Raw genomic sequence first — 23215 nt, forward strand, 5'->3', positions numbered from 1 at the left:
AAGTGACCTCCGTCGAAATCGTGAGGTCACCGAACGCCGACCAGGTCAGCACGATCGCTGCTGACCTGGTCGCGGATTCGGTGCCGAGCAAGCTGACCGCGCAGGACCCGACCCTGTGGGGGGCGGAAGCCGAGTCCGAGGCGGGCATCCGCCTCTCGTGGACGACGTTGCACGAGACGTCCCGAGCGCTGCTCCCGGATCTCGTCGCGCTGCGCTCCGAACTGCACGCCGAGGGCGTCGACCGCGTCGTCCTCGCTGGAATGGGTGGCTCGTCGCTGGCCCCCGAGGTGATCACGCGGACCGCGGGCGTGCCGCTGGTCGTGCTGGACACCACCGATCCCGCCCAGGTCGCCGACGCTCTCGCCGGTGATCTCGAGCGCACGGTGATCGTGGTGTCGTCCAAGTCCGGTGGGACGGTCGAGACCGACAGCCACCGCCGGATCTTCGAGAAGGCCTTCACCGACGCGGGCATCAACGCCGCGTCGCGCATCGTGGTCGTCACCGACCCCGGCTCGCCGCTGCAGAAGGCGTCCGAGGAGGCGGGCTACCGCAAGGTGTTCCTGGCCGACCCGAACGTCGGTGGCCGGTACTCGGCGCTGACGGCGTTCGGCCTGGTGCCGTCGTACCTCGCGGGTGCGAACGTCGAGGAACTGCTCGACGACGCGGCCGAGGTCGCGAAGCTGGTGTCGCAGGACAACGTCGAGAACCCCGCCGTCGTGCTCGCCGGGATCTTCGGCGCCGCGCACGCGCACGGTGCCGAGAAGATCGTCTTCGCCGACACGGGCTCGGGCATCAAGGGCTTCGGCGACTGGGCCGAGCAGCTCATCGCCGAGTCGACGGGCAAGAACGGCACCGGCCTGCTGCCGGTCGTCGTCGAGGGCCCCGGCGCTCCCGGTTTCGTGGACGCGCGTTCCGATGCCACGACCGTCGCGATCGGACCGGCCACCGGTTCGGCGCACGTCGCCGTCGAGGGCAAGCTGGGCGCGCAGTTCCTGCTGTGGGAGTACGCGACCGCGCTCGTGGGCAGGGTGCTCGGGATCAACCCGTTCGACCAGCCCGACGTCGAGGCCGCGAAGAAGGCCTCCCGCGCGCTGCTCGACGCGCCGGCCGTCGCCGCGACCGTCCCGTCCTTCGTGGACGGACCGGTCGAGGGTCACGGCACGGACTGGGCGCCGCGCAAGGTCCACACCGTCGCGGAAGCGCTTGCGGCGATCGTTGAAGTGGCGCCCGACCACGGCTACATCTCGGTTCAGGCGTACTTGGACAGGATCGACGACGCGTCGTTCGAGCTGCTCCGTGCGGAGATCGCGAAGAAGACGCACCTGCAGACCACGTTCGGCTGGGGTCCGCGCTTCCTGCACTCGACCGGCCAGTACCACAAGGGCGGTCACCAGAACGGCGTGTTCATCCAGATCACCGGCGAGTCCGGTGACGACCTGGAGGTGCCCGGCCGTCCCTACACGCTGGCGCAGCTCCAGCTCGCGCAGGCGCTCGGCGACGGTCAGGTGCTGGCCGAACACGGTCGCCCGGTGCTGCGTCTCCACCTGGAGGACCGCATCGCCGGACTGGCCCAGCTCGTCGAGGCAGTCCAGGAGGACGGCTCGTGACCACTTCCGCCAAGTGGAACAACCCGCTGCGGGATCCGCGCGACAAGCGCATGCCCCGCATCGCGGGCCCGAGCGCGCTGGTCATCTTCGGTGTCACCGGTGACCTCTCGCGCAAGAAGCTCATGCCGGCGATCTACGACCTCGCGAACCGGGGTCTGCTGCCGCCGGGCTTCGGTCTCGTCGGGTTCGCCCGCCGTGACTGGGCCGACCAGGACTTCATGAAGGTCGTGCACGACGCCGTCAAGGAGCACGCGCGCACGCCGTTCAACGAGGCCGTGTGGCAGCAGCTCGCCGAAGGCATCCGGTTCGTGCAGGGCACGTTCGACGACGACCAGTCGTTCGACAACCTCGCGTCGTGTCTGGCCGCACTGGACACGGAGCGCGGCACGGGCGGCAACCACGCGTTCTACCTGTCGATCCCGCCGGGCGCGTTCCCGACGGTGGTCAACCAGCTCAAGCGCGCGGGTCTCGCCCAGACGGCACCGGACCAGTGGCGTCGCGTCGTCATCGAGAAGCCGTTCGGTCACGACCTGAAGTCCGCCAAGGAGCTCAACCGCACGGTCAACGAGGTCTTCCCCGAGGAGTCGGTGTTCCGCATCGACCACTACCTCGGCAAGGAGACCGTGCAGAACATCCTGGCGCTGCGGTTCGCGAACCAGCTGTACGAACCCATCTGGAACTCGAACTACGTCGACCACGTGCAGATCACCATGGCCGAGGACATCGGTCTCGGTGGCCGCGCCGGGTACTACGACGGCATCGGCGCGACGCGCGACGTCATCCAGAACCACCTGCTGCAGCTGCTCGCGCTGATCGCGATGGAGGAGCCGGTCTCGTTCAAGCCGGCCGACCTCCGCGCGGAGAAGGTGAAGATCCTCTCGGCCACGCGTCCCGCGGAGCCGTTCGAGGAGACCACCGCGCGCGGCCAGTACACCGGTGGCTGGCAGGGCGGCCAGAAGGTCCCGGGTCTGCTGGAGGAGGGCGGTTTCTCGCCCGAGTCGAAGACCGAGACGTTCGGCGCGATCACCTGCGAGGTCAACACCCGTCGCTGGGCCGGGGTGCCGTTCTACCTGCGCACCGGCAAGCGCCTGGGCCGTCGTGTCACCGAGGTGGCCGTCGTGTTCAAGCGGGCGCCGCACCTGCCGTTCGACGACACGGCGACCGAGGAGCTGGGCCAGAACGCCCTGGTGGTCCGGGTTCAGCCGGACGAGGGCGTGACGATCCGGTTCGGGTCGAAGGTGCCGGGCAACACGATGGAGGTCCGCGACGTCACGATGGACTTCGGCTACGGCCACTCGTTCACCGAGTCGTCGCCGGAGGCCTACGAGCGGCTGCTGCTGGACGTGCTGCTCGGTGAGCCGTCGCTGTTCCCGAAGAACGACGAGGTCGAGCTCTCCTGGGAGATCCTCGACCCGGTGCTGGAGTTCTGGGCGCGCAAGGACGAGCCCGCTCTGGAGAAGTACAAGGCCGGTACGTGGGGCCCGCCGTCGGCCGACGCGATGACCGCTCGCACCGGAAGGCACTGGAGGCGTCCGTGATCATCGACCTGCCCTCGACCACCACCTCCCAGATCAACTCGCGGCTCGTCCGGCTGCGGGACGAGGGCGGTGCGACGACCCTCGGTCGCGTGCTGACCCTCGTGATCGTGACCGAGGACGGCCAGCGCACCGACGCCGCGATCGACGCGGCCAACGACGCTTCGCGCGAGCACCCGTGTCGCGTGATCGTCGTGGCGCGCGGTGCCCGTCAGGCGGCTCCCCGCCTGGACGCGCAGATCCGCGTCGGTGGCGACGCCGGAGCCTCGGAGGTCGTTGTTCTTCGTCTGTACGGAGAACTGGCCAAGGAAGGCGCCTCGTGCGTCATGCCGCTGCTGCTGCCGGACACCCCGGTCGTGGCGTGGTGGCCGTTCGACGCGCCGGTGTCGCCGTCGAAGGACCCGATCGGTCAGCTCGCGCAGCGCCGCATCACCGACGCGGCCGCCGAGAAGAACCCGATCAAGGCCCTGGAGACCCGGCGGGCGCACTACGCGCCGGGTGACACGGACCTGGCGTGGACGCGGCTGACGCTGTGGCGCGCCATGCTCGCCTCCTCGCTGGACCTGCCGCCGTACGAGAAGGTCCTGGAGGCGGAGGTGACCGGCGAGTCCGACTCGCCGTCGACGGACCTGCTGGCCGCGTGGCTGTCCGACCGGCTGAAGGTCGCGGCGAAGCGCTTCAAGGCGACGTCGGGTGAAGGCATCGTGGAGGTGCGGCTCATCCGCCCGTCCGGTGATGTCGACCTGCTCCGCCCGGACGGCAAGACCGGCACGCTGTCGCAGCCGGGCCAGCCCGAGCGGCGGGTCGCGCTGCAGCGTCGTTCGGTGCGCGACTGCCTCGCCGAGGAGCTGCGCCGTCTCGACCCGGACGAGGTCTACGCGGCGGCGCTGAAGTCGCTGGCGAAGGTCTCGAAGGGCCGTGCGCACGCTCCGAAGGCCGACGAGCCGGCAGCGGAGTCGTCGAACGGCGAGGCCGCTCCGGTCGCGAAGAAGTCCAAGGCGAAGGCGAGTTCGTGAGCAATGCGCAAGTAGTGGTGCACCGCGACGGCGACCTGCTGGCCGCCGCCGCGGCGGCCCGCCTGGTCACCAGCATCGTCGACGCGCAGGCCGCCCGCGGCCACGCGTCCGTCGTGCTGACCGGCGGCCGCACCGGCACCGCCGTCCTGGAACACCTGAACCGCAACGCCGCGCGGGACGCCGTGGACTGGTCGCGCGTCGACCTGTTCTGGGGCGACGAGCGGTTCCTGCCCTCGGGTCACCCCGACCGCAACGAGACGCAGGCCCGTGCCGCGCTGCTGGACCACGTTGCGCTGGACCCGTCGCGGGTGCACGTGATGGAGCCGTCGGACGGCAGGTTCGGCGACGACCCCGAGGCGGCGGCCGCGGCCTACGCCGAGGTGCTGGCCTCCCTGGCTAGCCAGGAGGACGACGGCGTGCCCGCGTTCGACGTCTGCATGCTGGGCGTCGGCGAGGAGGGGCACGTGGCGTCGGTGTTCCCGGATTCGCCTGCCGTGCACGAGAAGGAGCGCACGGTCGTGGCCGTGCGCGACTGCCCGAAGCCGCCTCCCACCCGTGTCTCGCTGACGTTGTCGTCGGTGCGGCACGCGCGGGAGGTCTGGCTGATGACGACGGGCGAGGCCAAGGCCGACGCGGTGGCCACGGCCCTGTCCGGTGCCGACGAGGTGGAGCTGCCCGCGGCCGGTGCGACCGGTCAGCGCCGGACGTTGTGGCTGCTGGACACGGCGGCCTCGGCGAAGGTTCCGGCGTCGTTCACGCCGTAGCGGCTTGAGTTGTTCGTGGCCCCCAGGCTTCACGGCCTGGGGGCCATTTTGTTGTGCAGCCTTTCGTGGCTCCCAGCCTTCACGATCTGGAGGCCTTCTTGTCGTGCAGCCTGCTGATGCGTTGCGCGCACGACGGGTGCGAGGCCAGCATCCGCGCCCTGATCCCAGCCCTGGCCCGCCGCTCGTCGTGCCCCTGCTTCACCCACCGCTGCAACACTTCGAGCAGCATCGGCCCGTACCCCAGCTCGGCCGAGATCCGGTCCGCGTACAGCTCCGACCGCCTGCTCGACAACGCCAGCAGCGGCGCGATCACCGGCACCAGCAGCACCCACGGACTGGCCACCACCGCCACCGCCGCCAGCGCCACGATCAGCAGGACGCTCGCGACGAAGGCCGTCTTCGTGCCGATCTTCCGCCCGCCCAGGTAGATCCCCAGCGCCACGACCAGGGCGAGCCGGACCGCTGCCCGCGCCGGCAGCTCGTACCACCACCGCAGCAACGAGATCCGCGTGTGCCCGGCGAGGTGGTGCCCGACCTCGTGCGCCAGCACCGCCTCAAGATGTCTGGCGGGCAACGCGAGCGCCGCCGTCGACACCGCGACGACGTGCCCGCCGACCGCCATCGCGTTGATCTCCTTGGAGTTCTCGATCCGCAGCCAGTACCGCTGCGGTGCCACCCCGGCCGCACCGCACACCTCTTCGAGCAACGGCTCCAGCACGGCGCGTTCCCTGTTCGTGGGCCCGCGGAGGTTGAGCGCGAGGACGGCGAGCACCCTGTCCATCGCCGGCACGAACACGATCGCGCCGGACACCAGCCACACCACCGGGAACAGCCACAGCTGGTGCGGCACGAAGGCCCTGCCGACGAGACCGACGAGCAGCAGGCTGCTCAGCACCGTCGGCACCCCGAGCAGCAACTCGAACACGGCGGACAGGTCGAAGCGTCGTCGGCGCACCGTCATCACCTCGCCGCACGAGCGTTCCAGCCGCCTCCCGTTTGTGTCCAGCCGATTCGCCCGTCCCGCCCAGTGTGGTTGGGTGGTGAGGTCAACCGAGGGGGTCGAGTTGCACATCCGCGAGGTGCTGGCCGACGACGCGCCGGCGATCCACCGCATCAACCACGAGGCGCTGGGGTACGACTTCCCGCTGCCGGACACGCTCGCGCAGGTGGAGCGCATCATCAAGGCGCCCAACGTGGTGCTGCTCGTGGCCGTCGACGGGGCTGAGGTGCTCGGGTACGTCCAGCTCAGCGACTACGAGAACACCTACCACCGCCCGTTGAAGAACCTCATCACCCTGGCCACCTCACCCCGGCACCAGCGCCGGGGCGTCGGCAGGGCCCTGCTCGCCGCCGGCGAGGAGTGGGCCCGTGCCGACGGTGCGTCCGGGGTCCGGCTGGTCACCGGGGCGAACCGGGTTCAGGCCCGGGAGTTCTACGCTGCCAACGGGTACGCGGTCCGCAAGGAGCAGACGAACCTCATCAAGTGGTGGGACTGAGCGCCACCAAGCGCTCCATCACGGGCACCGGCAACGACGGGTTCGAGGCTGCGGCACGAGCCGTGAACTCGTCGGCCAGCAACGCGACGAGCTCGTCGGCCGGCAGGTTCGGGTGCCCGGCGGCGAGGTACCTGGCCTGCGCATCTCCCAGGCACAGCACCAAAGTCGCGCCGGAGGTGTGCGGATGCCGCGCGATGGCACGGAGGACCGGACCCGCCGAGGAAGCCCTCGAAGCCATGTGGTGCAACAACTCGGGCGGGCACAACGGGTTCCGCGCGACCCGGGCGAACAACCGGGGCCCGTGCAGCGACACCAGGTCCCACAGCTGCTCCACCGTCACCAGCGGGCCGGCGGTGACCGCGTCGGCGACACCGTGATCGGGATCGGCCACCAGCCCGGCGACCACGTCGGCAGGCAGATCAGGATGCGCCGCCACCATCATCCGCACCTGCGCCACCGGCGAGGCGGCCAGCTCCCGGAGCTCGGCGACGGAGGCGGAAGCGATGCGCGGCAACGGTTCCGGGCCGATGCGGGCGGCCGGGGCCAGGTCGAGCAGCAGGGGCAGCGGGATCGCCGGGTTGCGCAGCAGCACGTGGCGCAACGCGCGGGTGTCGGTGAGCCGGCGCAGGACGTGCGCGGGCACGGCGGGATTCGCCGCGAGCTCGGTGAGGATGCCGGGTTCGAACTCCGACGCGAGCTGCTCGTACACCTCCGCGGGCAGGTCGGTGCGCGAGGCGAGGAAGTAGCGGGAGGCGTGGTGGCGCAACAGGTCCGCCGCGATCGCGGGTGGTGTGGAGGGGTTCGAGGCCAGCTCGCGGGCGAGGGCGTCCTCGGAGCTCAGGGCCACCAGCACCGAGGCCGGCGTCCTGCTGCCGGCGGCCAGCGCACGCCGCACGGTGACGCTCGGGTGGCGGCTCAGCGACTCGGCCACCGGCAGGGGCACCGCGTGGAACGTGACGAGTTCGGCGACCACCTCGGCGACGTCGTCGAGGGCTAGCCGCTCGATCACGTCGGTGGGCAGCGAACAAGCCCGTTCCGCGAGGCTCGCCCGCACTGCGGGGTCCGGGTGGAACGCGAGCGCGCGGGTCAGCGAGGGGTCGGTGTCCGGGTGGCCGGTCAGCACGAGAGCGACCGATTCGTCGGTGACGGGGACGTCCGCCGGACGGACCACTCCCTTCTGCAGCAGGACGTACACGGCTGAGGGGTCGCCGTGAGAGAGCAATGTGCGCACGTGCGATGTCGACAGGTCAGCGCGTTCGGCCAGTTCCGGAGCCAACGACGGCATCGCGGCCAAACGGTCGAGCAGGGTGCCGGGTAGCGCCGGGTTCGACGCCAGGCCCTCCAGTGCAGCGTTCACCAATCTCCCTGGTAACAAGGCAGGCATTCCCCCCGACAACGCGTATCATCCCCAATCGCGTTGAGTAGCGGGGGTTTTGTGGCTAACGGCAGTGCGAGGCGACGTCCCACGATCGGGATGATCACCGCTGGACCGCTCATCGAGCTCGCGGGTGAGCAGTGGCGCGGTGTGAGTGACGGCGCTCGGCACCACGGGTGTGACCTGGTCTGCTTCGTCGGCAGCGAGCTGGACCACCCGGATCCGCACAAGCGGCGGGCCAACACCGTCTACGACCTCATTTCGCCGAACCGCATCGATGCACTCGTGGTGTGGACTACGCGCGTAGGCCAGCTCATCGGCTCCGACGGCATGCAGGAGTACGTGAAGCAGTACACGCCGATGCCGATCGTGAGTGTGGAGACGCCTCTCGCGCAATGGCCCACCATCCTGATGGACAACCGCAATGGGATGAAACAGGCCGTGGACCACCTCATCGAGGTGCACGGCAAACGCAGGATCGCGTTCATCAGGGGTCCGCAAACGCATGCGGGCGCCCAAGAGCGGTTCTGGGGATACGCGGACTCGTTGCGCAACCACGGGATCGCGTTCGATCCGGCCCTCGTGAGCATGCCCGGTTCGCTGATCTGGGAACCGAACCGCGCCGCCGACACCGTGCGCAGGCTGCTCTCCCGCGTCGCGGAGCCGCCGGACGCCATCGCCGCGGCGAACGACGACTACGCGATCGGTGCCGTGTCCGCGCTGGAGGAGCTGGGGTTCCGCACTCCGGAGCAGATCGCCGTCGTCGGGTACGACAACCACACCAACGTCCGCACGAACGACCTCACCACCGTGCGCGCGCCGTTCCGCGAAATGGGCTTCCGCGCGGTGGAACTGGCCGTGGCGCTGGTGAAGGGCGAGCCGGCGCGGCAACGCCAAACGATGCCGACCGAGCTGATCGTGCGCCGGTCGTGCGGGTGCCTGCCGTCCGGGCTGGGCGACCACGCCCCCGCGCACGACCGGCTCACCATCAACGAGTCCGCGACGGCGTCCACGGTGGCCGACCACCTGCGCGACTCGCTCGGCAAGGCCTCCGGGTCGCTGCCGGACGGCTGGGCGGAGCAGCTCGTCGTCGAGCTGATGGCGGCGGGACGCGGTGAGGTCGAGGGCGCGGAGTTCCTCAAGCTGCTGGCCGAGTACATCCGCTGGGGCGCGCGCGTCGGATGTGAACCGTCGCAGTGGTGGCCACCGCTGTTCGACCTGCATCGGTTCGTGACGGCACGTATCAGTGACGCGACGATCATCAACGACCTGTGGATGCGCGTGCAGTTGCTTCTGGGCGATGCGTTCGCGATGGACGCACGCTTCAAGTACCTGTCGCACGAGCGTCACGATCAGACGGTGCGTGAAGCAGGACAGAGGCTCATCGCGTCGAGGGGCGTCGACGAGCTGACGAAGGCTCTCGCCGAGGAACTCCCCCGCCTCGCCATCCCTGGCTGTCACGTCATGGCGTACGACACCTCAGGCACAGCGCGCACACTCGTCCGGTACGAGAACGGCGAGCTGAAGCCGCCGCCGGCCACCCCGTTCCCCACCATCAACCTGACGCCGTACCCGTTCCGGCGCGCCGCCCCGTTCAGCGCGCTCGTCGCCCCGCTCTACACCGACGAGGACCACCTCGGGTACGTGATCTTCGAGGAGGGCCCGCAGCCGGGCTGGGTCTACGAGGCTGTGCAGCAGCAGCTCAGCAGCGCGTTGCGCAGCATCAGGCTGATGCAGGAACTGAAGGACGCGCGCGCACGGCTCGAAGAACGCGTCGGCGAAACGGAAGCGCAGCTGCGGCACGCGCAGAAGATGGAGGCCATCGGCCGGTTGACCGGTGGCATCGCGCACGACTTCAACAACATCCTCACGGTCGTGAACGGCAACAGCGAGATGCTGCTGCGACGCACCCTTCAGGACGATCCGAGACGCACGGCGATCGAGGACATCAGGCACGCGGGCGAACGGGCCGCGAACCTGACGAGGCAGCTGCTCGCGTTCACCCGCCAGCAGGTCCTGCACCCGGAGTCCCTGGACCTGCGGCACAACCTCACCAAGGTCCACTCGATGCTGCGCACGCTCGTCGGCGACCACATCGAACTGGAGATGCACCTGCCGGAGGGCGTGGCGCAGGTGTGGGCGGACGCGGGCCAGGTCGAGCAGATCCTGTTCAACCTCGCCGTCAACTCCCGCGACGCCATGCCTGCAGGCGGCATCCTCAGGATCGAGATCGCGAACCGGGCCCTGCGCGGCGACGACACCGGCCGGATCGTCGGTGTGCGGCCGGGCCAGTACGTCGTGATGCGCGTCCAGGACACCGGCGCGGGCATGGCCCCGGACGTGCAGGCGCAGGTGTTCGAGCCGTACTTCACGACCAAACCGGTCGGCAAGGGCACCGGGCTCGGCCTGTCCACGGTGTTCGGCATCGTGCAGCAGTCCGGCGGCCAGATCGAGCTGATCAGCGCCCCCGGCGAGGGCACGACCGTGGAGGTCTACCTGCCGGTGCCGATCGAACGCAACGGCACGCCGGAAGCACCGTGCGCGCGTCGCCTCACCACGCACCAAGGCGCGGGCACGGTGCTCCTCGTGGAGGACGACGCCCAGGTGCGGGTCATGACCAGGCGCTCGCTGGAGACCGCGGGCTACGCGGTGATCGAGGCGGGCGACGGCCAGGAGGCGCTGCAGTTCGCGACGGCGCACCGCAGCACCATCGACCTCGTGCTGACCGACGTCGTGATGCCGAAGATGGGCGGCCCGGAGCTGGTCAGGCTGCTGCGCTCGGCCGGTGCCGCGCCCGCCGTGATCTACGTGTCCGGCTACACGACCGACGAGGTCCTCGACGACGAGGTGCTGATCACCAAGCCGTACGTGGAGTCGGACCTGCTCGAACGCGTGCGGCAGGTGCTGGCGCGCTGAGTCAGGAGGCCTGGGCGCGCCCGGACACGGCGAGGCGGACCGTCTCGTCCAGCGTCTCGATGCGGAACGGCTTCTGCAGGTACCCGGCGATGTCGTGCCCCGCGAACCGCCGCTCCAGCGACGCGCGGTCGTAGCCGCTGGTCAGCACGACCGGCACGGAGAGGCCCTCGCGCTCCAGTTCGGCGAGCACCTGCTCGCCGGACAGGCCGGGCATGCTGTGGTCGAGCAGCATCGCGCTGATCTCGGCCGACCGCTCTCTCAGCACCGCGATCGCCTCGACGCCGTCGGTGGCCTGCAGAACGGTGAAGCCCAGCTCCTCGAGCAGGCTCACGGTGTACCTCCGCACGGGGTCCTCGTCCTCGACCACGAGCACCAGCCCAGCCAGCGACATGCGGGCAAGTATGCCTGAAACCATTCGTTCTCTCAGCACCAGGTGACCGACTATTTTTGGGAATTCTTCACGAACTGCTCCATCAGGATGACATGGGCCGTTTGGATCACACCATTGGTTGAGGGTCTGCGCTAACCTTCGCGGCACCGCTGCCGCTCCTCGCCGAGAAAGAGGCACCAGGAAAGGCCAACTTCATGCGCAAAGCGACGGCAGCAGCCGCTCTGGCCGTGCTGTTCACATTGTCGTCAGCACCCGCGCACGCTTCGGCGATTCCTTCGGAGCGCGTGACGATCGACGTGGTGACGGTGAACGGTTCCGGGTGCAAGCAGGGCACCGCCGAAGTGGTCGTGGCACCGGACAACACCTCGTTCTGGGTGATGTACAGCGACTACCTGGCCCAGGCGGGCAAGGGAGCCGGCGCGACCGACTTCCGCAAGAACTGCCAGCTGACTCTGCAGGTCAACGTGCCGCAGGGCTTCTCGTACGGCATCGCGGAAGCGACCTACGCGGGCTACGGCTACCTCAGGCCCGGCGCCTCAGGGCACCAGTCGGTGAATTACTACTTCCAGGGTCAGTCGGCCACCACGACGTGGAAGCACTCGTTCAACGGGCCGTTCGACGACAACTGGTCGATCACTCATCGAACCGAGTTCTCGGAGATCGTCTACTCACCGTGCGGAGAGAAGAAGAATCTCAACGTCAACAGCTCACTGCGCGTCGACAAAGGTACCTCCGACGCCAATACGAATAGCTTCATGACGATGGACTACCAACGCGGAGAAGTGCGCACCCTGCATCACTTCTCGTGGAAGCGTTGCTGATTCTTCACTGAGGCCGCCGCCACCGAAGTCCAACCGCCGCCACACCCTGCAAGTTGCGTTGGAAAGGTGCCCTCATGCTCAACGCGGTTGCCGCTGCCCTGCTGGCCTCGGCCATCGTCATCCCGCCCGGCGCGCCGAACGAGACGCCGCCGCCCGACCACATCACCATCGACATCGTCACGGTCAACGGCTCCGGCTGCCCGGCCGGCACGGCGGCCGTCGCGGTCTCGGAGGACAACAAGGCGTTCACCGTCACCTACAGCGACTACCTGGCCCAGGTCGGCGTCGGTGCGCGGCCGACGGACTTCCGCAAGAACTGCCAGCTCAACCTCAGGGTCAACGTCCCGCAGGGCTTCACCTACGGCATCGCCCAGGCCGACTACAGAGGCTTCGCGCACCTGGAGAGAGGCGCGTACGCGATCCAGAAGGCCAACTACTACTTCCAGGGCATGTCGCAGAACGACTCGGCGCAGCACCGCTACAACGGCCCGCACAGCGACGACTGGCAGGCCACCGACACGACCGACGTCGCCGCGATCGTCTACTCGCCGTGCGGCGAGAAGCGGAACTTCAACATCAACACCGAGCTCCGCGTGTACCCGGGCTCGTCCAACACGGCCACGACGACGAGTTTCGTGTCGATGGACTCCACGGACGGCGCGATCGACACGACCTACCGGTTCAGCTGGAAGACCTGCCCGTAGCGGCCCCTCAGTAGTGCTGTGACTACCGCACGCGCTCGCACGAGCGTGTGCGGTAGCACATATGTGAGTCAACAGCCGTACAGATTCGCGTGTGCGGGCGTCTTACCCCCTGACGGGGCAGGTCGGGGTAAAGGGGCAGCCAATGCCATCCGCCGCATACGCGCAGTACGGTGAGGGTCAGAAGGCTCACAGGGGAGGTCGGATCCTGACCACGACGCTGCTCCCGGCCAGACGGTCGGAGGAGACCGCGGCCGGTTCGCGCTGGCCGCTGAGTGGTGACTACCGGCAGGTCCTCGCCGACCTGGCGTTGATCTTCTTCGCCGTGCTCGACGTCTGGCTGTACGGGCTGTGGCTGGAAGCCGACCCGATCACGGACCTCCCGCCGGTCGAGAACTACCAGCTGTGGCTGAACTGGCTCGCGGTGGGCGCGCTGGTGCTGCGCCGCCGGTTCCCGTTCCTCACGCTCGTGCTGACCATCCCCGGTTTCTTCGTCGGCTGGTCGCAGCTCGCCGCGATGATCGCCCTCTACTCGGTCGCCCGCCGGTACGTCGGCGGCTGGCAGACGGGCCTCGCGGCCGCGCTGGTGTGGCTGTGCCGGTTCGTCGCCTGGCCGTTCGAGGAGCTGATCGAACGACCGGCGTCGGGGCACTTCCACTCGGCGATCTACGGCTTCCTGGTCTCGGGCCTGCCGATCGCGATCGGCCTGCTGGTGCACGTCCGCCAGCAGCTGTCGGACCGCATCTCCGAGCTGGCCGAGTCACGCGAGAGAGAGCGTGTGCTGCACGCGCACGCCATCCGTGCCGACGAACGGGCGAAGCTGGCCCGCGAGATGCACGACGTCGTGTCGCACCAGGTCAGCCTCATCGCCATGCAGGCCGGCGCGCTGCGCATGGCCGTCGCCGACGCCGAGCACAAGCAGGTCGCCGGCACCATCCGCACGTTGTCGACGCGCACTCTCGACGAGCTCCGCACGCTCGTGTCCGTCCTGCGGACCACGGACGACATCCAGCCGGGTGTCGACGAGCTGCCGGACCTGGCGGCCGACGCGGGCTTCGAGGTGACCATCCAGCTCAAGGGCCCGGTCGAGGACCTGGCCGCACCGGTGTCCGGCGCCGTCTACCGGACCGTGCAGGAAGCGCTGACCAACATCCGCAAGCACGCCGCCGGGGCGAGCGCGACGGTGTTCATCGACGCGCAGTACGACGACAACGTGCAGGTCGAGGTGCGCAACACGGCCTCGTCCAGCCCGTCGTCGTCGCTGCCCAGCGGAGGCCACGGCCTGGTCGGCCTGCGCGAGCGCGCCACGTTGCTCGGCGGCGAGTTCTCGGCAGGGCCGACCGAGGACGGCGGCTTCCTGGTGACGGCGTCGTTCCCGAGGGAACGCGTGATCAGCGATTGAAGCGCTGAAAGGCGTGGAACGACTTCTTGGGCTCCAACCGGTAGGGCGAGTTGTCGTCGTCGAACCGCTCACGGATCGTGCGCAGCAGGCTGTACGAGGCCATGTCGTAGTCGCGATCGCGGCACGTCGGGTTGTGCGGTGCGTCCGGCGAGATGACCGAGTACAGGTGTGATCCCTCGACGTCGGGCTGTGCGGCGAACACGCGCAGCATGCGTGCGATGTGGTCGGCCTGTTCGCGTTCGTTCCGCTCGTGGCCGGGCTTGATCACGGGCGGGTCGGCCTCGTAGTCGACGACGTCCCAGCCCATCCCGCCGGCCTGCGCGGCGCCGGTGAACGTGCAGCAGCCGTACTCCAGGACCATCAGCGGCCTGCCCCAGCGCCGGTACCGGTCGAGGTCGGTCGTGTACTCGGCGTCGGTCGCGAAGTGCGTGTAGTAGTCGAGCCCGACGAGGTCGAACAACGACCAGTCGGTCCATTCGGCGTCGGCGCCCGCGGCCGCGCCGTAGGTGATGCGGCCGCGGAACTCCCGGCGCGTCACCTCGACGGCCTTCGCCATGAACTCGCGGAAGCGCCGGACGACCTGCGGCCACTCCGACTGCGGGAGTTCGGCGATGGCCGCGATCCGGTCGAGGAACGTGTCTCCGGGGATGATGCCGGGCGTGAACAGGAAGTGCTCGCAGCCGGTCACGAACGTGATGTCGTCGCCGTGGCGCTTGCGCTCGGCCGTGCGCGCGGCCTCGGCCATGTGCTCCAGGACCTGTTCCTGAGGGTGGTCGTAGAGCCTCGGTTGCACGAAGACCCGCAGGCCGTGCCGCAGCGCCACGTCCGTCGTCTCGGCGAGGCGGCCGAGGTCGGTGCCGAACGCCGTGATCGACGGGCAGCGCAGGTCGCTGATCAGGCCGATCTCCCGTTCGAGCTGGCGGCGGCTCCAGCGCACGCGGCTCAACGGGTCCCCCACCGCGTGCAGGACGCCGGTGTCGTAGCAGACGCCGCCGCGCTTCTTCGGCGCCGCCGACGCCACTCCCCCGGCGCTCATCAGGGCCGCGGCACCGGCGACCGACTTCAGGAACACCTTTCGACTGATCATCGTTTCCCCCGACTAGTTGCTCAACTAGGATGCTGTTCATGCAACCAGAAAATCGGTCGGGCGACCAGAAGCGCAGCTTCATCGAGGACGCTCGGCGAGGTCAGATCGTGGCCGCGACCATCGCGACGATCACCGAGCTCGGGTACGCGAAGGCGTCGTTCGTGCAGATCGCGCAGCGTGCGGAGATCAGCCCGGGCCTCATCACGTACCACTTCGCCAAGCGCGAGGAGCTGATGAAGCAGGTCATGCTGACCGTGCACGACTCGATGGACCGCGCACTGACCGCGTACACCGAGAGCGCCACCGACCACGTCACGGCGTTACGGCAACTCATCAAGGGCTTCGTGCACTACTGCGCCGAGCACCCCGCAGAACTCATCGCGATCTCCCAGATCGCGGCCGCCGCACGCGACGCCGAAGCCGCACGGGCGTGGGCGGAGGCGCAGAACACGGCCACGCTGGACGAGTTGGAGGACATGTTCCGCGAGGGTCAGGCGCTCGGCGAACTGCGGGCGTTCTCGCCGCGCGTGATGGCCGTGTCGGTGCTCGCCGCGATGGAGGCGGCGCCGGCCGAGCTCATGGCCCGGCCGGACACCGACGTCTCCGCGTACGCGAGCGAGCTCGCGGACTTGTTCGAACGAGCGGTCAGGGCCGCTTAGAGGCGAGCGACGCGCTCAACGCCGCCGCCGCGCCCAGCACACCGCACGTGAGCCCGATCGACATGGTCGGCTCGCGCGTGAGCAACACCGAGACCAGCAGCCACACCGCGAGTCCCAGCACGAGACCGAGCGGCACCGACGCGATGATCGCCGCCATGCCGGTCTGCCTGCGCCGCAACGCCCGCAGGTTCGACTCCAGGTACGCGAACGCGAAGAGCAGCAACAGCACCGAACCGGTCCCCATGAGACTCAGCCACGGCGTCTGGCTCGACACCAGCAGGAACGGCGGCTGCTCGTCGACCTGGGCCCGGACGGCGCCGCCGACGATCCAGCGCGTGACACCGGGCAGCACGAACCCCTCAGGCGTGCGCTCCGGCACGTCCGCGATCGGGATCCCCGCCGCCGTCACGACGAGATGCGTGCCCTCGGCGTTCACCGGATTCGCGAGGTCCTGCGTGACCGACGTCGTGAGCGTGTTGGCCGTCGCCACGAACGGCACCACGGCCATCGCGATCAACGCCAGCGCAGCCACCAGCCACAGCGCCCACGGCGTCGACGGCGGCTTGATCACCTGTGCCGCCGGCACGAGCGTGCTGCTGCCGCTCAGCCGTGCGGCCGGAACGGGGTCCACGAGCGTGGCGCGGATGCGTTGCCCGGTGAGCGTCACGGTGTCGCGTTCGGGCACGGGCCGCAGTGACGGACGCGTTGATGACGCCGACACCTGCGGTGCGAGGTGCACGGGCATGCCGAGGCGCACGAGCCAGTCCGGACCGAACAGGTGGCCCGCCGCGGCCGCCAGGTCGATCGCGAACGTCTCGGCGTTGCGGTAGCGCGCCGCGGGCTCCCGCGCGATGCTGCGCATCACCACGCCCGCAAGGGGTTCCGGTACCTTCGGCAACTGCCGCGGCTCCTGGAACACCCGCTTCTGGATCATCGCGATCGGGCCGCCGCCGCGTTCGAACGGCAGGTCGCCGCACAGCAGTTCGTAGAGCATCGTGCCGGTCGCGTAGACGTCCGCCGCGGGCGAGAGCGGGTTGCCCATCGCCTGTTCCGGCGCGATGTACGCGGGCGTGCCGAGCACCGCGCCACCGTGCGTCACGAGCGTCGCGCCCTCCGACACCACCTGCGAGATGCCGAAGTCCGCCACCTTCACCACGCCGTTCGAGGTGAAGAGTAGGTTCTTGGGCTTCACGTCGAGGTGCAGCACCCCGGCCTCGTGCGCGGCGTGCAGCCCGGACAGCGCCGCCAGCACGATGCCGCACGACTGCTGCGCGGTCAGGCCGTCTCCCGCGAACCGCGACCAGACCGTGCCGCCGTCGAGCCGTTCCATCACCAGCAGGTGCTCGCCCTGCTGCCGGACGTAGTCGTAGACGGGCACGATGTGCGGGTGGTCGAGGCGGGCCAGCAGCCGTGCCTCGTGCTCGAAGCGCTCGCTCATCCGCGGGTCCTCGGCCACGGCGTGCGGCAGCCGTTTGATCGCCACGGGACGACCCAGCTGACGGTGCACACCGCCGTAGACGACGCCCATGCCGCCCTCGCCGATCTGCTCACCGACGGCGTACTGCGGCAGGGCGGCGACCACACTGGACTGGTTCACAGGCGGAACCTCACGGTCTCCGCATCCACAGAGGACGGTTGAGTTTCACCCGGATGCGGTGTCACATAGCCAAGAATGAACGCCGCCGCGGCGGCGCCCACGATGAACGGGATCTCGGCCGTGGGCGACGGCGCCACCAGTCGCAGCACCGACAGCGAGATCACCGCGATCAGCCCCGTCCCGATGCCGGCGGGCAGGAACCGCATGGCGCGTTGCCACCGGTTCGCGGGCAGGCGCCGGCGGGCCAGCGCGATCAGCGCGCCCGCCCACGACAACGCCGTCAGCACGAGCACGCCCAGACCGAACGCCCCGTAGACGGACCAGAGCGACCCCTTGACGTCGCCGGTCGTCTCGACGGAGGCGATGCTCTCGCGTTGGACGTCGATGACCTCAACCGTTACCGGAAGGAGACCGATCGCCTGCGAGCCCAGATCGGTCGGCTCCAGCGGGAACGAGCGGGTCTCCGACGACCGCGCAGGCACGTCGAACGGAACCGTTGTGTCGTAAGCGAAGAAGGTCAACGCGAGCGCGGTGCCGCTGATCCGCACGGTCTTGACGCGCTGCACGGTGTTCGAGTTGTTGCGGACCGTGATGGAGACCTTGGCGGTCCGCGACGGGTCCAGCACCAGGTTCCCTACTCCGACCGGCCTACCGTCCACATCGGCCTCGAGGATCACCGACCCGCCCTGTGCGGACGCTGTTGAGGGAAGCAGCATAATTCCGCACCACAGCAGTAAACCTGCACCGGCCATGCGACGTCTCACTAGCGCACCTTAGGTTCTGATCCGGGGAGAGGGAATGCGGTCTTTAGGCTTACTCGTGGCCATCATGGCCGGTGTTACGGTGCTGAGCACCACACCGGCCACGGCCCAGCAGCCGCCCTCACTGAGTGCGGCGCCGCAGCCTGCCACAGCGGGCGGCCCCGTGACCATGACCTGGGGCGGTTTCGTGACGTGTCGTGCCGTCAGCATCATCTTCACGCTGGACGGCATCCAGATCGCGACGGCCGGCTCGGCGTCGAGCGGCTCGGTCGGAGCGACCGTCCCGGCGGGCACGAGCGCCGGCAGCCACAAGCTCGAAGCCCGGTCGACGAACACGAAGTGCGGCGTGGCCGGCACCGTGCTGCGCGTCGTCGTGCCGCCGCCGCCCGTCACCACGACGCGACCGCCGGTCACCACGCAGCCTCCCGTCACCAACCCGCCGGTGACCAACCCGCCCGTGACGACGCGTCCGCCGGTCGTCACCACCACGACTCCCCCGGTCACCACGACGACGACCACGACCACCACGGACTCGTCGGCGCCGTCGTCCTCCACGACCGACGCGCTGACCAACCCCGGTGACGGCGTTCTCCTGCTGGACAAGGACAACATCCAGCCCGGCGACGACCTGACCGCGACCGGCACCGGCTGCCCCAAGGGCGCGAACGTGACGCTGAAGTCGCTCGGCCAGGACGTCGGCAAGACCACGGCCGACGAGAACGGCACGTTCAAGTCGCCGGTGCGGTTCGCGAACATCGAGCCCGGCCGCCACAAGGTGCGCGCGGAGTGCGGCATCGTGCTCGTGGGCAACGTGGACGTGACGCTGTCGAGCTCGTCCGGCGGCACGACCAGCACGCTCGTGGTGCTGCTGTTCTTCCTGCTCGTCGGAGCCGCGATGCTGCGCCGCCAGTTCTCCGGTCTCAGGCGATAAAGCAACGAACGCGAAAGGCCCCCTCTCCGCAGTAGAGGGGGCCTTTCGCGTTGTTCGGAAACTACCGAGCCAGGTTTACGGCTCTTCGCGCTGACGGCGCAGCTTGGCGAGAGCCTCTTCGAGGATCGCCTCGCCGTCCGCGTCGGAGCGCCGCTCCTTCACGTACGCAAGGTGCGTCTTGTAGGGCTCGTTGCGCGGAGGCGCGGGTGGCGTCTGCTCGTCACGACCTGCGGGCAGGCCGCAGCGCGGGCAGTCCCAGTTCTCCGGAACGTCCGCGTCGACCGCGAAGGAAGGCCGGGACTCGTGACCGTTCGCGCACCAGTACGACACCCGACGACGAGGCGCGGACTCGCCGCGCTCCGATTCGCCCATCGGGCCTGCGCCGACGCGGGTACCGCGAATCGCGTTACCACCGGACATCGACCGTTACACCCCCACCAAGTGGTTACCCCAAGCCCCTGAGGGCTTCTGCCGCTGAACGGAAGATCAGGCTCCGGGGAGCTTGATCAGCAGCCCGATGCCCACGATGGCGATGACCCAGATCGCGCCGACGAACAGCGTCAGGCGGTCGAGGTTCTTCTCGACAACGGAGGAACCGGACAGACTCGACTGCATACCGCCGCCGAACAGCGAGGAAAGGCCGCCACCACGGCCGCGGTGCAACAGCACGAGCAGCACCAGCAGCACGCTGGAGACGATCAACAGGATCTGCAGGAACAGGATCATTTCTTCCTCGCTGTCAGGCAGCCGACGCCACAGAGTACCTGTTCGACTGCCGAACGTGTGCAACCAGTGGGGTTATGGGTTTAACCAGATCAACTTAGGGTAGAGGCCCGCCGGCGGCCAATGCGCACAGCTTGGTGAATTCGTCCGCCTGAAGGCTGGCACCGCCGACGAGAGCGCCGTCGATGTCCTTCTGCTGGATCAGTTCACCGATGTTCGACGACTTCACCGAACCGCCGTACAGCACGCGGACGACGGCCGCGGTCTCCTCGCCGTACTTCTCCGCCACGAACGAGCGGACCAGCGAGCACACCTCCTGCGCGTCGGCCGAGGAGGCGGTGCGACCGGTGCCGATGGCCCACACGGGCTCGTAGGCGAACACGATCTTGGCGACCTGCTCGGCCGTGAAGCCCTTCAGGCCGTCCTCCAGCTGCTGGCGCACCAGCTCCAGGTGACCCTTGGCCTCGCGGACGTCGAGCTTCTCGCCGAAGCAGAAGATCGGGGTGACCTCGACCTTCAGCGCCGCCTTGATCTTGGCGTTGACGATGGCGTCCGTCTCGCCGTGGTACTCGCGGCGCTCGGAGTGCCCGACGACCACGTAGTGGCAGCCGAGCTTCGCGAGCATCCCGCCCGACACCTCACCGGTGTAGGCACCGGAGTCGTGCTGCGAGATGTCCTGCGCGCCGTACTTGAGGAGCAGCTTGTCGCCGTCGACCAGCGTCTGGATGCTGCGGATGTCGACGAACGGGGGAAGAACGGCGACCTCGACCTTGGCGAAGTACTTCTCCGGGAGGGAGAAGGCGATCTTCTGCACGAGGCCGATGGCCTCCAGGTGGTTGAGGTTCAACTTCCAGTTGCCCGCGATGAGCGGGAGCCGGGCTGCCATCAGGACTCCAAAACGCTGATGCCGGGGAGTTCCTTGCCCTCCAGGAACTCCAGGGACGCGCCACCACCGGTGGAGATGTGCGAGAAGCCGTCTTCGGGCAGACCCAGCGCACGCACCGCGGCGGCCGAGTCGCCACCACCGACGACGGTGAACGCCTCGGACTTGACCAGGGCCTCCGCGACGGCACGGGTGCCACCGGAGTAGGTCTCGATCTCGAACACGCCCATCGGGCCGTTCCAGAACACGGTCCTGGCGTCGGCGAGCTTGGACGCGAACAGCTCGCGGGACTTCGGGCCGATGTCGAGGCCCATCTTGTCCGCGGGGATCGCGTCGGTGCCGACGACGTCGTGCTCGACGTTGCCGAACTCGGCCGTGACCAGCACGTCGACCGGCAGCACGAGCTCGACGCCGCGCTTCTCGGCCTCCGCGAGGAAGCCCTTCACCTGGTCGAGCTGGTCTTCCTGCAGCAGCGACGTGCCGACCTCGTGGCCCTGGGCCTTGAGGAACGTGTACGCCATGCCGCCGCCGATGAGCAGCCGGTCGACCTTGGCCAGCAGGTTCGCGATGACGCCGAGCTTGTCGGACACCTTCGCGCCGCCGAGCACCACGACGTACGGGCGCTCCAGGTCGTCGGTGAGCTTCTTGAGGACCTTCAGCTCGGCCTCGACGAGACCGCCGACGTACGCGGGCAGCTTCTGCGCGACGTCGTAGACCGAGGCCTGCTTGCGGTGCACGACGCCGAAGCCGTCGGACACGAACGCGTCGGCGAACGAGGCCAGCTCGTCCGCGAGCTCCGCGCGTTCCGCGTCGGCCTTCGAGGTCTCGCGGGCGTCGAAGCGGACGTTCTCCAGCATCACGACGCCACCGTCGGTCAGCGCGCCGACCACGGACGTGGCGGACGGGCCGACGAGGTCGGACGCGAGCGCGACCTCGGTGCCGAGCAGCTCACCGAGGCGAGCGGCGGCCGGGGCCAGGGAGAACTTCGGGTCCGGCTCGCCCTTGGGGCGGCCGAGGTGAGCGGTGACGATCACGCGGGCACCGGCGTCGGCCAGCGCCTTGATCGTCGGGACCGACGCGCGGACGCGGCCGTCGTCGGTGATCTTGTCTCCGTCGAGGGGGACGTTCAGGTCGGCGCGCACCAGGACGCGCCGACCCGCGACACCCTCGGCGAGCAGGTCGCTGAGAGTCTTCACTGACTTTTCGCCCCTGCTCAGATCTTGGAGGCGACGAGCTTGACCAGGTCCGCGAGGCGGTTGGAGTAGCCCCACTCGTTGTCGTACCAGCCGACGACCTTGACCTGGTTGCCGATGACCTTGGTCAGCGGCGCGTCGTAGATGCACGAGTGCGGGTCGGTGACGATGTCGGCCGACACGATCGGGTCCGTCGAGTACTTGAGGATGCCGGCCAGGGGGCCCTCGGCGGCGGCCTTGTACGCGGCGTTGACCTCTTCGACGGTGACCTCGCGCTTGAGCGTGACGGTCAGGTCGGTGGCCGAGCCGGTGGGGATCGGCACGCGCAGCGCGTAGCCGTCGAGCTTGCCCTTGAGCTCCGGCAGCACGAGGCCGATGGCCTTCGCGGCACCCGTGGAGGTCGGGACGATGTTCAGCGCGGCGGCGCGGGCACGGCGGAGGTCGCTGTGCGGCGCGTCCTGCAGGTTCTGGTCCTGCGTGTACGCGTGGATCGTGGTCATGAGGCCCTGCTCGACGCCGAAGCTGTCGTTGAGGACCTTGGCCAGCGGCGCGAGGCAGTTCGTGGTGCAGGACGCGTTCGAGATGATCGTCTGCGAACCGTCGAACTTCTCCTCGTTGGCGCCGATGACGACCGTCAGGTCCTCGTTCTTGGCCGGCGCGGAGATGATGACCTTCTTGGCGCCACCCTCGTCGACGTGCGCGCGGGCCTTGGTGGCGTCGGTGAAGAAGCCGGTCGACTCGACGACGACGTCGACGCCGAGGTCCTTCCAGGGCAGCTTGCCCGGGTCGCGCTCGGCGAGGGCCTTGATGACCTTGCCGTCGACGGAGATGCCCTCGTCGGTGACCTGCACGTCGGCGTCCAGACGACCGAGGATGCTGTCGTACTTCAGCAGGTGCGCCATCGTGGCGACGTCACCGAGGTCGTTGAACGCGACGATCTCGATGTCGTGGCCGCCGGCCCTCACGGCGCGGAAGAAGTTGCGCCCGATCCGACCGAAACCGTTGACACCTACACGAACCGTCACGACTGACTCCTTGCGTTCAGCTTTGGCAGGAACGAGCCCACCCTATCTGCCGAACTGCGTCCCTGGTCACAGGGATAGTCAGTATCTCTGTATCGAGCCAGAAAAAGGGGTCCTGATTAGGCCGTTCGGCGGCGGAGCGCGCGGAGCATCCAGAGGTAGGCGCTCAGCTCCTCCGCGGCCTCCGCGGCGGTGCGGCAGGCCTCCGGACTCGTCTCCTGGGCGCCTCGTCCGACGACGGCGTGGATCCGCGCGAGCCACTCGTCGACGACGGGACGGTCCTGGGGCGGCACGAGCGGGCCTTCCGATCTGGTCTGCGCTGTCATCCCTGGATG

The 23215-nt window shown here is 69.0% G+C and carries 23 protein-coding genes; 11 read left to right on the top strand and 12 right to left on the bottom strand.

Annotation, left to right across the window (positions count from 1 at the left end; all coding sequences use genetic code 11):
* The first annotated feature begins 20 nt into the window (after positions 1-20).
* From ACFWN2_RS36825 to pgl, 4 genes are read left to right on the top strand one after another with little or no spacing between them, the layout of a single operon-like run.
* Entirely contained in the window at positions 21-1607 is a 1587-nt protein-coding gene (locus tag ACFWN2_RS36825) for a glucose-6-phosphate isomerase (protein WP_382435184.1), read from the top strand.
* Positions 1608-1657: 50 nt separating this feature from the next.
* Positions 1658-3145 carry a glucose-6-phosphate dehydrogenase gene (zwf, locus tag ACFWN2_RS36830; protein WP_382435280.1) on the top strand — a complete coding sequence of 496 codons (1488 nt, stop codon included), beginning with the start codon at positions 1658-1660 and terminating at the stop codon, positions 3143-3145.
* Positions 3142-4158 (top strand): glucose-6-phosphate dehydrogenase assembly protein OpcA, encoded by a 1017-nt coding sequence (gene opcA, locus ACFWN2_RS36835; protein WP_382435185.1) that lies wholly within the window; start codon positions 3142-3144, stop codon positions 4156-4158. Before zwf ends, opcA begins: the two co-directional genes overlap by 4 nt.
* Entirely contained in the window at positions 4155-4922 is a 768-nt protein-coding gene (gene pgl / locus ACFWN2_RS36840) for a 6-phosphogluconolactonase (protein WP_382435186.1), read from the top strand. The genes opcA and pgl overlap by 4 nt, the downstream gene beginning before the upstream one ends.
* A 79-nt stretch (positions 4923-5001) precedes the next feature.
* On the opposite strand, the gene ACFWN2_RS36845 is transcribed toward pgl, so the two are convergent.
* The gene (locus ACFWN2_RS36845) at positions 5002-5877 is read right to left on the bottom strand and encodes a M48 family metalloprotease (protein ID WP_382435187.1); all 876 of its coding nucleotides are present in this window, start codon (positions 5875-5877) and stop codon (positions 5002-5004) included.
* A gap of 85 nt (positions 5878-5962) precedes the next feature.
* Between ACFWN2_RS36845 and ACFWN2_RS36850 the strand changes: the two genes are divergently transcribed.
* Entirely contained in the window at positions 5963-6418 is a 456-nt protein-coding gene (locus ACFWN2_RS36850; protein WP_382435188.1) for a GNAT family N-acetyltransferase, read from the top strand.
* On the opposite strand, the gene ACFWN2_RS36855 is transcribed toward ACFWN2_RS36850, so the two are convergent.
* Complete coding sequence (locus tag ACFWN2_RS36855) at positions 6402-7775, bottom strand: hypothetical protein (RefSeq protein WP_382435189.1); 1374 nt, start codon at positions 7773-7775, stop codon at positions 6402-6404. The two genes, ACFWN2_RS36850 and ACFWN2_RS36855, sit on opposite strands and share 17 nt — an antisense overlap.
* Positions 7776-7892: 117 nt before the next feature.
* On the opposite strand from ACFWN2_RS36855, the gene ACFWN2_RS36860 reads away from it, so the two are divergent.
* Positions 7893-10709: a substrate-binding domain-containing protein gene (locus ACFWN2_RS36860; RefSeq protein ID WP_382435190.1), complete on the top strand. Its 2817-nt coding sequence runs from the start codon at positions 7893-7895 to the stop codon at positions 10707-10709.
* Position 10710: 1 nt separating this feature from the next.
* Here the strand turns inward: ACFWN2_RS36860 and ACFWN2_RS36865 are convergent, their stop codons facing one another.
* Positions 10711-11100, bottom strand: a complete 390-nt coding sequence (locus ACFWN2_RS36865; RefSeq protein WP_382435191.1) for a response regulator — start codon at positions 11098-11100, stop codon at positions 10711-10713.
* Positions 11101-11294: 194 nt separating this feature from the next.
* Between ACFWN2_RS36865 and ACFWN2_RS36870 the strand changes: the two genes are divergently transcribed.
* The 3 genes from ACFWN2_RS36870 to ACFWN2_RS36880 all read left to right on the top strand — a co-directional run bounded on the left by ACFWN2_RS36870 (position 11295) and on the right by ACFWN2_RS36880 (position 14024).
* Positions 11295-11921: a DUF4360 domain-containing protein gene (locus ACFWN2_RS36870; protein WP_382435192.1), complete on the top strand. Its 627-nt coding sequence runs from the start codon at positions 11295-11297 to the stop codon at positions 11919-11921.
* A gap of 74 nt (positions 11922-11995) precedes the next feature.
* Positions 11996-12625 (top strand): DUF4360 domain-containing protein, encoded by a 630-nt coding sequence (locus tag ACFWN2_RS36875; protein WP_382435193.1) that lies wholly within the window; start codon positions 11996-11998, stop codon positions 12623-12625.
* A gap of 142 nt (positions 12626-12767) precedes the next feature.
* Positions 12768-14024: a sensor histidine kinase gene (locus ACFWN2_RS36880; RefSeq protein WP_382435194.1), complete on the top strand. Its 1257-nt coding sequence runs from the start codon at positions 12768-12770 to the stop codon at positions 14022-14024.
* On the opposite strand, the gene ACFWN2_RS36885 is transcribed toward ACFWN2_RS36880, so the two are convergent.
* Complete coding sequence (locus ACFWN2_RS36885) at positions 14014-15111, bottom strand: hypothetical protein (RefSeq protein ID WP_382435195.1); 1098 nt, start codon at positions 15109-15111, stop codon at positions 14014-14016. The genes ACFWN2_RS36880 and ACFWN2_RS36885 overlap by 11 nt on opposite strands.
* Positions 15112-15149: 38 nt before the next feature.
* Between ACFWN2_RS36885 and ACFWN2_RS36890 the strand changes: the two genes are divergently transcribed.
* Entirely contained in the window at positions 15150-15770 is a 621-nt protein-coding gene (locus tag ACFWN2_RS36890) for a TetR/AcrR family transcriptional regulator (RefSeq protein WP_382435196.1), read from the top strand.
* Here ACFWN2_RS36890 and ACFWN2_RS36895 read toward each other — a convergent pair.
* Together ACFWN2_RS36895 and ACFWN2_RS36900 are read right to left on the bottom strand one after the other, a co-directional pair.
* Complete coding sequence (locus ACFWN2_RS36895) at positions 15757-17367, bottom strand: serine/threonine-protein kinase (protein ID WP_382435197.1); 1611 nt, start codon at positions 17365-17367, stop codon at positions 15757-15759. The genes ACFWN2_RS36890 and ACFWN2_RS36895 overlap by 14 nt on opposite strands.
* Positions 17364-18083, bottom strand: a complete 720-nt coding sequence (locus tag ACFWN2_RS36900) for a hypothetical protein (protein ID WP_382435198.1) — start codon at positions 18081-18083, stop codon at positions 17364-17366. Before ACFWN2_RS36900 ends, ACFWN2_RS36895 begins: the two co-directional genes overlap by 4 nt.
* Before the next feature lie 112 nt (positions 18084-18195).
* Between ACFWN2_RS36900 and ACFWN2_RS36905 the strand changes: the two genes are divergently transcribed.
* The gene (locus ACFWN2_RS36905) at positions 18196-19059 is read left to right on the top strand and encodes a hypothetical protein (protein ID WP_382435199.1); all 864 of its coding nucleotides are present in this window, start codon (positions 18196-18198) and stop codon (positions 19057-19059) included.
* Positions 19060-19134: 75 nt separating this feature from the next.
* Here the strand turns inward: ACFWN2_RS36905 and ACFWN2_RS36910 are convergent, their stop codons facing one another.
* The 6 genes from ACFWN2_RS36910 to ACFWN2_RS36935 form a co-directional block, all read right to left on the bottom strand.
* Positions 19135-19479 carry an RNA polymerase-binding protein RbpA gene (locus tag ACFWN2_RS36910; RefSeq protein WP_089912928.1) on the bottom strand — a complete coding sequence of 115 codons (345 nt, stop codon included), beginning with the start codon at positions 19477-19479 and terminating at the stop codon, positions 19135-19137.
* Positions 19480-19545: 66 nt separating this feature from the next.
* Positions 19546-19785, bottom strand: coding sequence for a preprotein translocase subunit SecG (gene secG, locus ACFWN2_RS36915; protein WP_030478109.1), 240 nt, complete (start codon positions 19783-19785; stop codon positions 19546-19548).
* Between the two features lie 94 nt (positions 19786-19879).
* Entirely contained in the window at positions 19880-20668 is a 789-nt protein-coding gene (tpiA, locus tag ACFWN2_RS36920; protein ID WP_382435200.1) for a triose-phosphate isomerase, read from the bottom strand.
* The gene (locus tag ACFWN2_RS36925) at positions 20668-21861 is read right to left on the bottom strand and encodes a phosphoglycerate kinase (protein WP_382435201.1); all 1194 of its coding nucleotides are present in this window, start codon (positions 21859-21861) and stop codon (positions 20668-20670) included. Before ACFWN2_RS36925 ends, tpiA begins: the two co-directional genes overlap by 1 nt.
* A gap of 17 nt (positions 21862-21878) precedes the next feature.
* Positions 21879-22883 carry a type I glyceraldehyde-3-phosphate dehydrogenase gene (gene gap / locus ACFWN2_RS36930; RefSeq protein ID WP_382435202.1) on the bottom strand — a complete coding sequence of 335 codons (1005 nt, stop codon included), beginning with the start codon at positions 22881-22883 and terminating at the stop codon, positions 21879-21881.
* A 116-nt stretch (positions 22884-22999) separates the two neighbouring features.
* On the bottom strand, positions 23000-23206 hold the full coding sequence (locus tag ACFWN2_RS36935; RefSeq protein WP_382435203.1) for a hypothetical protein: 207 nt from the start codon (positions 23204-23206) through the stop codon (positions 23000-23002).
* Positions 23207-23215: the final 9 nt, after the last annotated feature.

It is taken from the genome of Lentzea sp. NPDC058436 (assembly GCF_042721515.1).
Taxonomy (GTDB): domain Bacteria; phylum Actinomycetota; class Actinomycetes; order Mycobacteriales; family Pseudonocardiaceae; genus Lentzea.